This is a genomic window from Kocuria sediminis (assembly GCF_009735315.1).
Classification (GTDB): domain Bacteria; phylum Actinomycetota; class Actinomycetes; order Actinomycetales; family Micrococcaceae; genus Kocuria; species Kocuria turfanensis.
Genome location: NZ_WOGU01000001.1, coordinates 429,073 through 441,916, shown reverse-complemented (window position 1 = coordinate 441,916; position 12,844 = coordinate 429,073). Strand labels below are relative to the sequence as shown.

Annotated in this window: 13 protein-coding genes, 1 tRNA gene and 1 riboswitch; all 14 genes read right to left on the bottom strand. The window is 73.1% G+C overall.

The window, feature by feature from the left end:
- Positions 1 to 91 precede the first annotated feature (91 nt).
- The 14 genes from fdhA to thiM all read right to left on the bottom strand — a co-directional run bounded on the left by fdhA (position 92) and on the right by thiM (position 12,745).
- Positions 92 to 1,309, bottom strand: a complete 1,218-nt coding sequence (gene fdhA / locus GMA12_RS02070) for a formaldehyde dehydrogenase, glutathione-independent (RefSeq protein ID WP_156266584.1) — start codon at positions 1,307 to 1,309, stop codon at positions 92 to 94.
- A gap of 261 nt (positions 1,310 to 1,570) precedes the next feature.
- A tRNA-Ala gene (locus tag GMA12_RS02065) sits at positions 1,571 to 1,646 on the bottom strand.
- 115 nt (positions 1,647 to 1,761) lie between these two features.
- A complete protein-coding gene (rsfS, locus tag GMA12_RS02060; protein WP_156266582.1) occupies positions 1,762 to 2,184 on the bottom strand; it encodes a ribosome silencing factor in 423 nt (140 codons plus the stop codon).
- A 97-nt stretch (positions 2,185 to 2,281) separates the two neighbouring features.
- A complete protein-coding gene (locus tag GMA12_RS02055) occupies positions 2,282 to 3,169 on the bottom strand; it encodes a hypothetical protein (RefSeq protein WP_156266580.1) in 888 nt (295 codons plus the stop codon).
- The gene (gene nadD, locus GMA12_RS02050) at positions 3,169 to 3,795 is read right to left on the bottom strand and encodes a nicotinate-nucleotide adenylyltransferase (protein WP_240898558.1); all 627 of its coding nucleotides are present in this window, start codon (positions 3,793 to 3,795) and stop codon (positions 3,169 to 3,171) included. The genes GMA12_RS02055 and nadD overlap by 1 nt, the downstream gene beginning before the upstream one ends.
- A gap of 121 nt (positions 3,796 to 3,916) precedes the next feature.
- The gene (locus GMA12_RS02045) at positions 3,917 to 4,165 is read right to left on the bottom strand and encodes a hypothetical protein (RefSeq protein ID WP_062734503.1); all 249 of its coding nucleotides are present in this window, start codon (positions 4,163 to 4,165) and stop codon (positions 3,917 to 3,919) included.
- 120 nt (positions 4,166 to 4,285) lie between these two features.
- On the bottom strand, positions 4,286 to 5,644 hold the full coding sequence (locus GMA12_RS02040; RefSeq protein WP_156266578.1) for a glutamate-5-semialdehyde dehydrogenase: 1,359 nt from the start codon (positions 5,642 to 5,644) through the stop codon (positions 4,286 to 4,288).
- Entirely contained in the window at positions 5,641 to 6,894 is a 1,254-nt protein-coding gene (proB, locus tag GMA12_RS02035) for a glutamate 5-kinase (protein WP_156266576.1), read from the bottom strand. Before proB ends, GMA12_RS02040 begins: the two co-directional genes overlap by 4 nt.
- A gap of 213 nt (positions 6,895 to 7,107) precedes the next feature.
- Complete coding sequence (gene obgE / locus GMA12_RS02030; protein ID WP_162459356.1) at positions 7,108 to 8,673, bottom strand: GTPase ObgE; 1,566 nt, start codon at positions 8,671 to 8,673, stop codon at positions 7,108 to 7,110.
- A gap of 154 nt (positions 8,674 to 8,827) precedes the next feature.
- Positions 8,828 to 9,085: a 50S ribosomal protein L27 gene (rpmA, locus tag GMA12_RS02025; protein WP_017834601.1), complete on the bottom strand. Its 258-nt coding sequence runs from the start codon at positions 9,083 to 9,085 to the stop codon at positions 8,828 to 8,830.
- A gap of 61 nt (positions 9,086 to 9,146) precedes the next feature.
- Positions 9,147 to 9,458, bottom strand: coding sequence for a 50S ribosomal protein L21 (rplU, locus tag GMA12_RS02020; protein WP_062734507.1), 312 nt, complete (start codon positions 9,456 to 9,458; stop codon positions 9,147 to 9,149).
- A gap of 220 nt (positions 9,459 to 9,678) precedes the next feature.
- Entirely contained in the window at positions 9,679 to 11,199 is a 1,521-nt protein-coding gene (locus GMA12_RS02015; protein WP_156266572.1) for a bifunctional hydroxymethylpyrimidine kinase/phosphomethylpyrimidine kinase, read from the bottom strand.
- Positions 11,196 to 11,876, bottom strand: coding sequence for a thiamine phosphate synthase (gene thiE / locus GMA12_RS02010; RefSeq protein WP_162459355.1), 681 nt, complete (start codon positions 11,874 to 11,876; stop codon positions 11,196 to 11,198). The genes GMA12_RS02015 and thiE overlap by 4 nt, the downstream gene beginning before the upstream one ends.
- A complete protein-coding gene (gene thiM, locus GMA12_RS02005; protein WP_156266570.1) occupies positions 11,873 to 12,745 on the bottom strand; it encodes a hydroxyethylthiazole kinase in 873 nt (290 codons plus the stop codon). Before thiM ends, thiE begins: the two co-directional genes overlap by 4 nt.
- A riboswitch (TPP riboswitch) is annotated at positions 12,737 to 12,830 on the bottom strand. It overlaps the preceding gene by 9 nt.
- Positions 12,831 to 12,844 lie beyond the last annotated feature (14 nt).

Sequence of the window (12,844 nt, the reverse complement as noted above, 5' to 3'; positions counted from 1 at the left end):
CCAGGTCACGGCGACGCCCGCGCGGCGCTGCGAGCCGGTTCCCCGGCCGGCAGCGCCGCGCGGGCGTGCGTCGTCGCGCTGGGTGCCGCGGTCAGTTCTTGATGTAGCCGTTGGGGTTGAGCACGTACTTCGTGGCGGCCCCGGCGTCGAACTCGGCGTAGCCCTTCGGCGCGTCGTCCAGCGGGATGGCCTTGGCGTTGACGGCCTTCGCGATCTGGATCTTGTCGTGCAGGATCGCCATCATGAGCTGCCGGTTGTACTTCATGACCGGGCACTGGCCGGTGGTGAAGGACAGGGACTTGGCCCAGCCGGTGCCGAGGCTGATGGACAGGGAGCCCTTCTTGGCGGCCTCGTCGACCGCCCCCGGGTCCCCGGTGACGTAGAGGCCCGGGATGCCCAGGGCCCCGCCGGCGGCGGTGATGTCCATCAACGAGTTCAGCACGGTGGCCGGGGCCTCGTGGGAGGCGTCCTTGCCGTGCCCACGGGCCTCGAAGCCCACGGCGTCCACGCCGCAGTCGACCTCCGGCACGCCGAGGATCTGCTCGATCTGCTCGGCCGGCGCGCCCTTGGACACGTCCACGGTCTCGCAGCCGAAGCTGCGGGCCTGGGCCAGGCGCTGCTCGTTCATGTCACCCACGATCACCACGGCCGCCCCGAGCAGGTGGGCCGAGGCCGCCGCGGCCAGGCCGACCGGGCCGGCGCCGGCGATGTAGACGGTGGAGCCGACCCCCACCCCGGCCGTGACCACGCCGTGGTAGCCGGTGGGCAGGATGTCGGAGAGCATGGCCAGGTCCATGATCTTCTCCAGGGCCTGGTCCCGGTCCGGGAACTTCAGCAGGTTCCAGTCCGCGTAGGGCACCAGGACGTGCTCGGCCTGTCCGCCGACCCAGCCGCCCATGTCCACGTAGCCGTAGGCGGAGCCGGGCCGGTCCGGGTTGACGTTGAGGCAGATGCCGGTCTTGCGCTCCTTGCAGTTGCGGCAGCGTCCGCAGGAGATGTTGAAGGGCACGGAGACGATGTCCCCGACCTTGATGAACTCCACGTCGGGGCCGACCTCCACGACCTCGCCCGTGATCTCGTGGCCCAGGACCAGGTCCGTGGGGGCCGTGGTGCGGCCGCGGACCATGTGCTGGTCGGAGCCGCAGATGTTGGTGGCCACGGTCCGGAGGATGACTCCGTGCGGGACCTTCCGGCCGATGTTGGCGGTGTTGATCCCGGGTGCGTCCTTGAGCTCGAACTCGGGGTAGTCGGTGTCGATGACCTCGACCTTGCCGGGACCCTTGTAGGCGACCGCTCTGTTGCCTGCCATCATGACCTCTTCCGTTGAGGATGTCCGCTGGAATGTGCGCCGTGAGGCGCGCGTGTCCGGCGGATTCCGCCACGCTGTGATGCAGCTCACGGAGGTCGGCCGCCGGTGGAGCAGACGCTAACAGGACGCATCAACGAACGGAAGGGATGCGGACGAGTTCGGCTTTTGTGGCACGGGACCCGGAACGGCCCGGCAGAGGATGCCGCGGGCGGCACAGCGAAAGAGCCCGTTCCGCGTGGTGCGGAACGGGCTCTTTCGTCCTGGTGGAGCTGAGGGGACTCGAACCCCTGACCCTTTGCATGCCATGCAAATGCGCTACCAGCTGCGCCACAGCCCCAGGTCGTTACCTCCGGTACACTATCACAACCTCAGAGTTCCCTTGTCGGTCACCCTTTTCCGGTTGATCCTGCGCCCCGCTGGGCAACGCATTCATAGTAGACAGCTGATCCGGATCAAGGCAAATCGTCGGACGCGGGGGCGGGTGCGGACTCCTCGGGCGCGGTGGCACCCCGCCCGGGCAGCTCCAGGTCGACCACGGGGCTGTCCCGCCAGAGCCGCTCGAGCGCGTAGAAGGCCCGGTCCTCGTCGTGCTGGACGTGGATCACCACGTCGCCGTAGTCCAGGAGGACCCACCTGCCCTCGGAGCGTCCCTCACGCCGGATCGGGCGCAGGTCGAGCCGCTCGACGAGCTTCTCCTCGATCTCGTCGACGACGGCGTTGACGAGCCGCTCGTTGGAGGCGGAGGCGACGAGGAACGCGTCGGTGATGCCCAGCGCCTCGCTGACGTCGAGGGCCACGATGTCGTGGGCCTGCTTGGCGTCGGCCGCGGCGGCCGCGACCTGGAGGATGGACAGGGAGAGATCGTTGACAGTCAAGGAGGATCCTTTCCCGGCGAACCGGTGGTTCCGCCCCCACGGTGAGGACGGTGTCGAGCGAACGGATGGTGAACAGGAGGGAGGAAGAAAGGCACCCTCAGAGGACGAAGAGCACCAGCACCACGGCCAGCGCCGCCAGCAGCACCAGCAGCAGGAGCCCGAGCCAGCGGCCCCCGGCCCCGCGCCGGTACTCGCGCGGTTCGAGCAGCTCCAGGCCGCCCGCCGCCGTGGCGGGCACCGGAGCGGCCGGCGGTTCCGGCTCCTCCTCGGCCTCGGGCCACGCCCCGACCGGCTCCGGCAGGGCGGTCGCCGAGGGGGCGTTCTCCGACGGGGCCGCCGGTGGTGCAGACTGCGGTGCCGTCGTGTCACCGGGATCCTCGGGGACCGCTGCGTGCGAGCCGTGGTGCTCGGCGGGGGCGAGGATCTCGATGTGCGTGAGCGCGGCCAGCTCCTCCGGCGCGAGCCGGTTGCTGAACAGGGAGGGATCGACGTGCACCGGGTCGTGGCCCACGTGCCCGTCCGCCCCGGCCGGGCCGTCCGCGCCGGGGAAGACGACGGTGATCTGCTCGGTCTCTCCCGGAGTCGTGGGCTCTCCGGGTGTCGGCTCCGCGGGTGCCGGTTCGACGGGCGCGGGCTGCGCCACGGGCGGTTGCGCCGAAACGTGCGCGGGGACGCCGGCACCGCCGGCGGAGGGCGCGTTGGCCTGCTCGGCCTGGGCGGCGAGCTCGGCGAAGCGGCGCTGCTTCTCGAGCAGCTCCGGGTCGGCCGGGCCCCCGCCGGTCTGCTCCAGCTCGCGGGAGCGTTCGGCCAGCTCCCGCTGCAGGCGGGCCAGCCGCCGTGGTCCGAGGGGCTTCACGGGCCGCACCGGCACGGCGCCCCCGCCGAGGTCGATGATCGGGGCGGGCCCGGAAGGGGCCGGCTGACCGTCGTCCCGGGTCCCGTCGTCCCGCGTTCCGTCGTCCCGGGTCTCGTCGTTGCCGGACATCACGGGGCCTCCGCCGGGACGGTGTCCGGATGCGCGCCGACGTGGCCGGCCTCCGCGCTCGGCTCCGGGCCGAGGTACAGGCCGTACTTGTTGATGTACTGCACCACGCCGTCGGGCACGAGGTACCAGACGGGCTTGTGCTGGGCCACCCGGGCGCGGCAGTCCGTGGAGGAGATCGCCATGGCCGGCACCTCCAGCAGGTTCACCCCGCTGGACCCGACGGGCGCGGCGAGGTCGTGGCCCGGACGCGTCACCCCCACGAAGTGGGCGAGCTCCCACAGCTCCTGGGCGCCCTTCCACGTCAGGATCTCCGCCATGACGTCGGCGCCGGTGATGAAGAACAGGTCGGCCTCCGGGCGCTGGCGCTTCAGGTCGCGCAGGGTGTCCACCGTGAACGTCGGGCCGTTGCGCTCGATGTCGACGCGGCTGACGGTGAATCGCGGGTTGGACGCCGTGGCGATCACCGTCATCAGGTAGCGGTGCTCGGCGGGGCTCACGGCCCCGGCGGCCTTCTGCCACGGGTGGCCGGTGGGCACGAACACGACCTCGTCGAGGTCGAACTCCCCCGCCACCTCGGAGGCGGCCACCAGGTGACCGTGGTGGATCGGGTCGAACGTCCCGCCCATCACGCCCAGCCGGGTGCGTCCGGGCCTGCGGGGCGGGACGGCCGTCCCCGTCGCGGGCAGGTCCCGGGAGCGGGCGGAGGCGTCCTGCGCGGCGGTCGTCACGACGAAAGGACCTCCCGGCTCAGCCGTGCCGCTTGGCGGCGTACTCGGCCAGCAGCGCCCGCTCGTCCGCCGGCAGGTCCGCGGGATCCTGGTGCTGCCCGGCCTCCGGGCTGAGCCCGCGGTTGGCGAAGGACATCGCCACGATCATCAGACCGATCAGCACGACGAACACGGAGACGCCCCAGACGGCGGGCGGGATCCCGGCCTCGGCGGCGGCGTGCCCACCCTCGACTGCGGCGAGGACGGTGGTGACGGACTGCTGGAACATGGGGATCCCTTCTGGTGCCGGCACGGGGCCGGAAGTCTTGGAGCGGCCCGTGCCGCCTCGGCCGGCGGGCCCGGACGGTTCTCATGGTACTGAATCCGCGGCGGGCCCGCCGCGCACGGCTCAGGCGCGGACGTGCCCGTCGCCCTGGACGATCCACTTGGTGGTGGTCAGCTCCTCCAGGCCCATCGGGCCGCGCGCGTGCATCTTCTGGGTGGAGATGCCGATCTCCGCGCCGAGGCCGAGCTGGCCGCCGTCGGTGAACCGGGTGGAGGCGTTGACCATGACCGCGGCGGCGTCGATCTCCGCCACGAACCGCTCGGCGTGGGCGAGGTCGTTGGTCACGATGGCCTCGGTGTGCCGGGTGGACCAGCGGTCGATGTGCTTGAGGGCCTCGTCCAGGGAGTCGACCACCTTCACGGCCAGGTCCATGGACAGGTACTCGGTGGCCCAGTCCTCGTCGGTGGCGCGCACGTGGTGGCTGCCGGCCGGCAGCATCGCCTCGGCCCGCTCGTCGACGTGCAGGGTCACCCCGGCGCGGTCGAGAGCCGCCAGGACGGCGTCCCCGTGCGCGAAGCCGCTGTGCAGCAGCAGCGTCTCCGTGGTGTTGCAGGTGCTCGTGCGGTGGGTCTTGGAGTTCACGACGAGGTCAACGGCCATGTCCTTCGACGCGGAGTGGTCGACGAACAGGTGCACGTTGCCCTCGCCGGTCTCGATCACGGGGACCTTCGCGTTCTGCACGACCGACTGGATCAGCCCGTGCCCGCCGCGCGGGATGAGGACGTCGACCTTGCCGCGGGCGCCCATCAGGGCGTTGGCGCCCTCGCGGCCGTACTCGTCGATGCTCTGGACGCAGTCCACGGGCAGCTTCACGTCGGCGAGGGAGTCGCGGATGATCCCCACGAGAGCCCGGTTGCTCTCCTCCGCGGCCGAGCCGCCGCGCAGCAGCACCGCGTTGCCGGACTTCAGGGCGATGCCTGCGATGTCGACGGTCACGTTCGGGCGGGCCTCGTAGATGGCGCCGACCACGCCCATCGGCACGCGCACCTGGCGCATCCGCAGGCCGTTGGGCAGGGTGCTGCCGCGGACGAACCCGCCCACGGGGTCGGGCAGCGCGGCGAGCTCGCGCAGGCTCTCGGCCAGGCCGGTGATCCGCTGGGCGTCGAGCTTCAGGCGGTCCAGCAGGGCCTCGGAGGTCCCGTTCACGCGGCCGCGCTCGAGGTCCTTGGCGTTGGCGGCGAGCACGACGTCCTGCTTGCGCTCGATCCGGTCCGCGATGGCCAGCAGCGCGCGGTCCTTCCAGGTGCGGGTGGCGCGGGCGAGGATCCGGGCGGCGTCGCGGGCGTCGTCGGCCATGGCGGACACGCCGGCGACCGGGTCCTCGCCGAAGGTCGCGATCACGCCGGTGTCGGACACGACCGCCTTGCCGGTCGCGGGGGTGGCTTCGTCGGTGGTCACGGAATCGTGTGCGGCGGAAGTCATTTCTTCAGTTTAGTCCGCGCGCCCCGGGCCCGCAGGACCACCAGGTTGTCCACGTGCACGAGCTCCCGGCTGTAGTCGTCGCCGAGCTCGTCCGCCAGCACGGAGGTGGACTTGCCGAGCATCAGGGGGATCTCGTCCGAGGTGTAGTTGCTGAGCCCGTGGGCGATCTCCCGGCCGTCCGGGTCCCGCAGCGAGACCGGCTCCCCCGCATCGAAGGTTCCGGAGACCCCGATGACGCCGGCGGCCAGCAGGGAGTTGCGGTCGCGGATCGCCTCCACGGCGCCCGGGTCCAGGGTCAGCGAGCCCTTGATGTCCGCGAGGTGGGCCAGCCACAGCAGCCGCACGTTGCGGCGGCCCCCGGAGGTCGCGAACCAGGTCCCGACGTCCTCCCCGTGCAGGGCGCGGGTGATGTTCTGCGCCGAGGTGACGAGGGCGGGGATGCCCGAGGCCGCCGCGATGCGGGCCGCCTGCACCTTGGTGACCATCCCGCCCGAGCCCACGCCGGCGGCCCCCACGGAGCCGATCTGCACGCCCTCGAGGTCCTTGATGGGGTCGTTGACCACCGGGATCCGGTCCCCGCCCTTGCGGGGGTCCTTCGTGTAGAGGGCGTCGACGTCGGAGAGCAGCAGCAGGACGTCTGCCTTGATCAGGTGGGCGATGAGGGCGGCGATCCGGTCGTTGTCGCCGAACTTGATCTCCTGGCTGGACACCGCGTCGTTCTCGTTGACGATCGGCAGCACGCCGAAGTCCAGGAGCCGCTCGATCTGGCGGTGGGTGTTCTTGTAGTGGCTGCGCCGCATGAGGTCCTCGGCGGTCACCAGCACCTGCCCCACGGTGACGCCGTAGCGGGCGAAGGACTCGATGTAGCGGCCCATGAGCAGGCCCTGGCCCACGGCGGCGGCGGCCTGCTTGCCGGCCAGGTTCTTGGGCCGCCGGGACAGCCCGAGGGGCGCCAGGCCGGCCGTGATCGCGCCCGAGGAGACGAACACGAGCTCGATGCCGCGGGCCTTGGTCTCGCCCAGGGCGTCCACGATCATCCGCACGGCCTGCTCGTCGATGGAGCTCTCGATGGACGTCAGCGACGACGAGCCGACCTTGACCACCACGCGGTGGGCGCGCGGGATGTCCTCCCGGCGTTCGATCGGGCTGCGCCGGTTCTTGCCGCGGTTCTCGCTGCTGAGCTGGACCGCGGACTTCTCCGCGACCTCCTCGAGGCGTTCGACGTCGATCCGGGTCGTCTGCTCGTTCATCCTGTGCGTCTCCCTGTGCGGTGGGCGTCGTCGGTGGGGGGTCGGTAGGGGGCGGCGGCCGTGGTGGTCGTGCGGCGGGTCGTGGTCGTCGGTGCCGGGGCGGTCGTGGGAGTCGTGCGGCGGGTCGCGGTCCTCGGTGCCGGGGCGGTCGCACCTCGGCTCCGGACCGTCCCGGGCCGTCGTGCTCGGGTCGACCGGAGCCCGGGCGGGTCGTCAGTCGTCGGTGCCGGGCTCCGGCTCGGCCCCGCCGCGGCGGGCGTCGACCGACTCGGTCCACACCCCGGCGGTGCGCTCGGCCTCGAGCTCGGCGCGGGCCGCGGCCTTGGCGTCCTTGCGCTCCTGGTACTGCTGGCGCTTCTGCTCGCGGGTGGGGCGGTCGATGTCGGCGAAGCGCAGGTCGGTGCCGCGCGGGCCGGCGAGCAGCTCCGCGCCGCCGACCATCGTCGGCTCCCAGTCGAAGACCACGCCGTTGTCCTCCGGGCCGATGAGCACGGCGTCCCCGGGCCGGGCGCCCTGCTTGAACAGCCCGGCCTCCACCCCGAGCTTCGCGAGCCGGTCGGCGAGATAGCCCACCGCCTCCTCGTTGTTGAAGTCGGTCTGCAGGATCCAGCGGTCGGGCTTGTCCCCGCGCACGTGCCACAGCGGCTCGAGGTTGCGCTCCTCGCGGGTGATGGTGAACTCGGGCCCGCGCACGCCCTTGGGCCGCAGCACCACGCGGGGGGCCTCCGCCGGGGCCGGGCGCGCCGCCCGGGCCTGCTCCACGACCTCGCCCATCGCGAAGGTCAGCGGGCGCAGCCCCTCGTGGGAGGCGGTGGAGATCTCGAAGACGCGGTAGCCGCGGGACTCGAGCTCGGGGCGCACGAAGTCGGCCAGCTCGCGGGCCTCGGGCACGTCGATCTTGTTGAGCACGACCAGCCGGGGCCGCTCGTTGAGCGGCAGCGCGTCCCCGCCGTCGAGGTCGCCGTCCACGGCGTAGCCGGCGAGCTCCGCCTCGATGGTCTCCAGGTCGGAGATCGGGTCCCGGCCGGGCTCGAGCGTGGCGCAGTCCAGGACGTGCACGAGAGCGGCGCAGCGCTCCACGTGGCGCAGGAACTCCAGGCCCAGGCCCTTGCCCTCGGAGGCCCCCGGGATCAGTCCGGGCACGTCCGCGACGGTGTAGCGCACGTCCCCGGCCTGGACGACCCCGAGGTTGGGCACGAGCGTGGTGAACGGGTAGTCGGCGATCTTCGGCCGGGCCGCGCTGATGGCCGCGATCAGGCTGGACTTGCCGGCCGAGGGATAGCCGACGAGGGCGATGTCCGCGATCGACTTCAGCTCCAGGACCACGTCCCCGGACGCGCCGGGGGTGCCCAGGAGGGCGAAGCCGGGGGCCTTGCGCTTGACCGAGGCCAGCGCGGCGTTGCCGAGCCCGCCCTGACCGCCGGCGGCGGCCACGAACTCGGCGCCCTCGCCCACGAGGTCGGCCAGGACGTTGCCGTCGCCGTCCTTGACCACGGTGCCGTCGGGCACGGAGAGCACCAGGTCCTCGCCCTGGTGGCCGTGCCGGAGGTCGCCCTTGCCGGGTCCGCCGTTGGGCGCGGAGCGGTGGGGGGCGTGGTGGTAGTTGAGCAGGGTGGTGGTCTGGCCGTCCACGCGCAGGATCACGTTGCCGCCGTCCCCGCCGTTGCCTCCGTCCGGCCCGCCGAGCGGCTTGAACTTCTCGCGGCGGATGGACACGCAGCCGTGCCCCCCGGCACCGCCGGAGACGTGCAGGACGACGCGGTCGACGAAACTGGCCACGGAGAGCTCCTCTGGATCATGAACGGGCGGGCCCGCGCACGGGCCACGTTAAAACTGTAGAGGGCGGGCGCTGGACGCACCCACCCTCCACAGATCAGACATGGGTGGTGCGGGACGGAGCCCGCACCGGGGGCCGGCGGACCGGCCCGGTCGACTACTCGGCGGCAGCCTGGATGTTGACGACCTTCCGGCCCCGACGGGTGCCGAACTCGACCTGGCCGGCGGCCAGGGCGAAGAGGGTGTCGTCGCCACCGCGGCCGACGTTCAGGCCGGGGTGGAAGTGCGTGCCGCGCTGGCGGACGAGGATCTCGCCGGCGTTGACGGTCTGGCCGCCGAAGCGCTTCACGCCGAGGTACTGCGCGTTGGAATCCCGACCGTTGCGAGTGGAGCTCGCGCCCTTCTTGTGTGCCATGAGGTGTGCCTACCTTCGTGTTGGGACTGGCGTCCGGTATGTGGAGGGGGAATCGCGCCGATCAGGCGTCGATACCGGTCACCTTGACGGTGGTCAGCTCGGCCCGGAAGCCCTGGCGCTTCTTGTAGCCGGTCTTGTTCTTGAACTTCTGGATGGAGATCTTGGGACCGCGCAGGTCGCCGACGATCTCGGCCGTGACCTTGACGTTGGCCAGGGTCTGGGCATCCGAGGTGATCTTGTCCCCGTCCACCAGCAGAAGAGCAGGAAGCTCGATGGTGCTGCCTGCTCCGCCGGCGACGCGGTCAAGGGTAACGAGGTCTCCGACGGAAACCTTTTCCTGGCGGCCGCCAGCGCGGACAATCGCGTACACCACTTGGGAACTCACTTCTCTCGACGTCATGTGTAAACAGTGTGGGTCGAGCGCACCCCTGTCAGGACCAACGACGTTGAGACGAGCTGACGGTGACCGGCCCGTGGGACCAGGCCGTGGTCAGCGCAGGTTCGCCGCAATTCAGGAACTGCACCCGCATGTGCCGCCAGGTGGGGTGTCGAGTTGGAACACGCGCGCACCGGCATGGCACCGAAGATCAAGACTACTCGATCCCGTCAATGCCCGCCAGCCGGACCGCCGCGACCGGCGCGGCGAAGAAGTCCCGCTCCAGGGCGCAGGCCTCCAGGAACACCTCCCGCATCCGCTCCCGCACGGCCGGTGACGCGCCCCGGGCGGCCTCGTCGAGCAGCTCCCGGGCCGTGCGGGTCGCCTCCTGGAAGCCCTCGTCGGCGTAGGTGGCGAGCCAGTCCGCGTAGGGGTGCTCGCCGGTCCCGGCGGCGGCCGCGAGCTCCCCCAGGTGCCGGCCGACGTCGGCGTAGACCCAGAAGCACGGCAGCACCGCGGCGAGGCCCACCGGATAGGGCTCCGCGGCGGTGGCCGCGAGCAGGAAGGAGGTGTAGCGCCGGGTCACCTCCCCGGGCCCGGCGCCGGCGGCACCGGGCCCGGCGTGCCGCAGGCGGGCCCGGTGCAGCTCGCTCTCCGTCTCGGTGCAGGACACCGCGCCGGCCGCGAAGAACAGCCGCTGCCGCTCGTCCGGGGCCCGGGCGGCGAGCAGGGTCAGCGCCCGGCTGTAGCCGTCGAGGTACTGCAGGTCCTGGTCGAGGTAGGCCAGGAACCGCTCCGGCTCGAGCCGGCCGTCGCCCAGGCCGCGGACGAAGTCGAGCTCCTCGATCTCGCGGCGCACCCCGGCGGAGGCCGCCCAGAGCTCGTCGCTGAACCGGGCCGGTGCCGCGCCCCAGCTCTCCAGCGCGTCCTGGACGTGGTGGAAGTGGTGCACGGGGCCGCTGCCGTGGCCGACCGCCAGGTCCCCGGAGCGCTCGAGCGCCCCGCGCAGCCACTCGCGGGCGATCCTGAGGCTGTGCGCCCAGTCCCCGTGCCGGGCCTGCAGGGTGGCCAGCGCCGAGGAGAGGGAGCAGCCGGTGCCGTGGGAGTTCTCGGTGGGCACGCGGGCGCCGTCGAACGCGACGAGGGGCTTTGGCGCGTCCGGGCCCACGAGGGCGTCGGGAGTGCGGTCCCCGGTGAGGTGACCGCCCTTGACGAGCACCAGGGTGCCGTGCGCCCGGGCCACTCGGTGCCCCTGCGCCAGGGCCTCCGCCCAGGAGGAGGCGATCTCCTCCTGGGCGAGCACCGCCAGCTCCGGCAGGTTCGGGGTGACGAGGTCGGCGTGGCCGAGCATCGCGCGCAGGGCGTCCTCGGCCTCCCGCTCGAGCAGGCGCCCGCCCGAGGTCGCGACCATGACCGGGTCCAGCACCACCACCGGCGGCCGCCGGTCCTCGAGCCAGCGGGTCACCGTCTCGATCACCGGCACGGAGCCGAGCATGCCGATCTTCACCGCGTCGATCTCGACGTCCTCGGCGACGGCGTCCAGCTGGGCGGCGAGGAACTCCACCGGCGGGACGTGGACGCAGCGCACCCCGAGGGTGTTCTGCACCACGACGGCCGTCACGGCGCTCATGCCGTAGCCGCCCATCGCCGCGATCGACTTCAGGTCCGCGTGCTGTCCCGCCCCGCCGGTGGGATCGGTGCCGGCGACGGCCAGGACGCGGGGCACCCGAGGGCTCATCGGGCCGCCTCCTCGGGGACGCGGCCGAAGGCGCGCACGTAGCGGGCGGCCGCGGCCGCGGGGTGGGGGTCGGCGCAGATCCCGGAGACCACGGCCAGTCCCGCCGCGCCGGCGGCGCGCAGGGCTGCGGCGTCCTCGACCCGCACCCCGCCGATCGCCAGGCACGGCAGGGCGGTCCGGGCCGCGGCACGGGCGAAGCCCTCGACGCCCAGCGGCTCGGGGTGGTCGGGCTTGGTCCGGGTGGCGCGCACGGCGCCGACCCCGAGGTAGTCGACGGTGCCCGGGGGCAGCGCAGCGGCCGCGTCCAGCTCCGGCGCCGTGGCGGCGCTCAGGCCCAGCACCGCGTCCGGACCGCAGATCCGCCGGGCCAGCTCCACGGGCAGGTCGCTCTGGCCGACGTGCACCCCGGCCACGGGCGCCCCTGCCGCCCGGGCGGCCAGGTAGACGTCGGCGCGGTCGTCGACGAGCACGGGGACGTCCCGGCCCACGCGCTCGGCGACGGCCACGAGCAGGGCGACCAGGTCCCGGGCCGGGGCGTGCTTCTCCCGGACCTGGACCATGGTGGCTCCCCCGGCCACGGCGGCCGCCACGACGTCGGGCACGCTGCGCGGGGCACTGAGCGCCGTGTCGGTCACAAGGTGCAGGGCCAGGGCGGCGGGATCGAGACGGGCGCTCACCGGGCACCCTCCTCGCGCACGAGCTCCGCCCGGGCGGCGAGCTGCTCCGGGGTGATGGTGTGCAGCCGGTCCAGCAGGGCCACGGCGAAGGAGCCGGGACCGGCGCAGCCGGCGGCGGCGTCCTCGGCCGCCAGGGTGTAGACCGTCGTGGCGGCGGTCGCCGCCGCGGCGGGGTCGGCGCGCACGGCGGTGAAGGCGGCCATCAGGGCGCCCAGGGCGCAGCCGCCTCCGGTGATCCGGGTCAGCAGCGGCGTGCCGTGCGGCACGCGCACCACGCCCCCGTCCGGGGCGCGCACGAGGTCGACCGGACCGGAGACGGCCACGGCCGAGCCGGCCTGCGCGGCGAGCGCGGCGGCGGCGTCCCGGGCGGCGTCGACGCCGTGGGTGGCGTCCGTGCCCCGCCCGCCGGCGCCGCCGGCGAGGCCCATGATCTCCGAGGCGTTGCCGCGCACGATCGCGGGCCGGTGCCGCAGCAGGTCGCGGGCCAGGGCGGTGCGCACGGGCAGGGCGCCCACGGCCACGGGGTCCAGCACCCAGGCGCGGCCGGCCCGCTGCCGGGCGCCGACGGCCTCGTAGGCGGCCCCGCGCTGCTCGGCGGTGGGCGTGCCGGTGTTGACGAGCAGCCCGTCGGCGAGCTCGGCGAAGACCCCGCCCTCGCCCTGGATGTCGGTCATGGCCGGGGAGGCGCCCACGGCCAGCAGGACGTTGGCGGTGACGTTGGCGACCACGGTGTTGGTGATGCACTGCACCAGAGGCGCCGCGGTGCGCAGCTCCTCGAGGGCCGTGGCGGCGTCCTCGGCGAGCGCGGGGTCCGGTGGCGCCGCCTCGGCTCCTGCGGTGCGGGCGGGCAGGGGTACGGCATCGCGCATCAGGGACATCCCTTCGCTAGTACTGGCTAGATCAGGTTCGACGGGTGTGATCTCAGCCGCTCGCGCGGCACCCCGTGTCAGGTGTTCCGCCAGTCTAGC